Source organism: Halorubrum sp. SP3 (genome assembly GCF_005435195.1).
Classification (GTDB): Archaea; Halobacteriota; Halobacteria; order Halobacteriales; family Haloferacaceae; genus Halorubrum; species Halorubrum sodomense.
In genome coordinates, this window is the sequence record NZ_SGTU01000327.1 from 1 (window position 1) to 496 (window position 496).

The 496-nt window shown below is 63.9% G+C and carries 1 pseudogene; it reads left to right on the forward strand.

The window, feature by feature from the left end:
• Positions 1 to 496 (forward strand): annotated as a pseudogene (locus EXE42_RS16715) (C4-dicarboxylate ABC transporter permease); the annotation flags it as partial.

Sequence of the window (496 nt, forward strand, 5' to 3'; positions counted from 1 at the left end):
CGTCTCCATCTCCATCGCGGTCCACTACCTCGCCATCTCGGACTCCAGCAGCCAGGACATGGAGTTCTCCGAGTTCTTCGACGAGACGCTCTCGACCGAGAAGAAGGTGTTCGAGGCCATCCGGTTCGGCGTCCCGTTCGGGATCCTCATCTACCTGCTCGGCATCGCGCAGTACACCGTGATGACCTCCGCGCTGTACACGGTGGTCGCGATGATGATCACGGGGACGCTCATGCCGCCGCTCCAGCGGGTCGTCGACAGCTCGGGCGTCAGCCCGGTCAGCGAACTCGTCACGCAGGTGAAAAACACCGTTCACGGGATCCGGCGCGGCGCGATCATCCTGGCGCCCATCGCGATCATCCTCGTCGTCATCAGCGGCGTCGTGAACCTCTTCAGCACGACCGGAATCCCGGCGAAGATCGCGCTGCTTCTCATCAACATCTCGGGCGGCGTGCTGCTGTTCGCGGTGCTGCTCGGGATGGGGGTCGCCATCCTG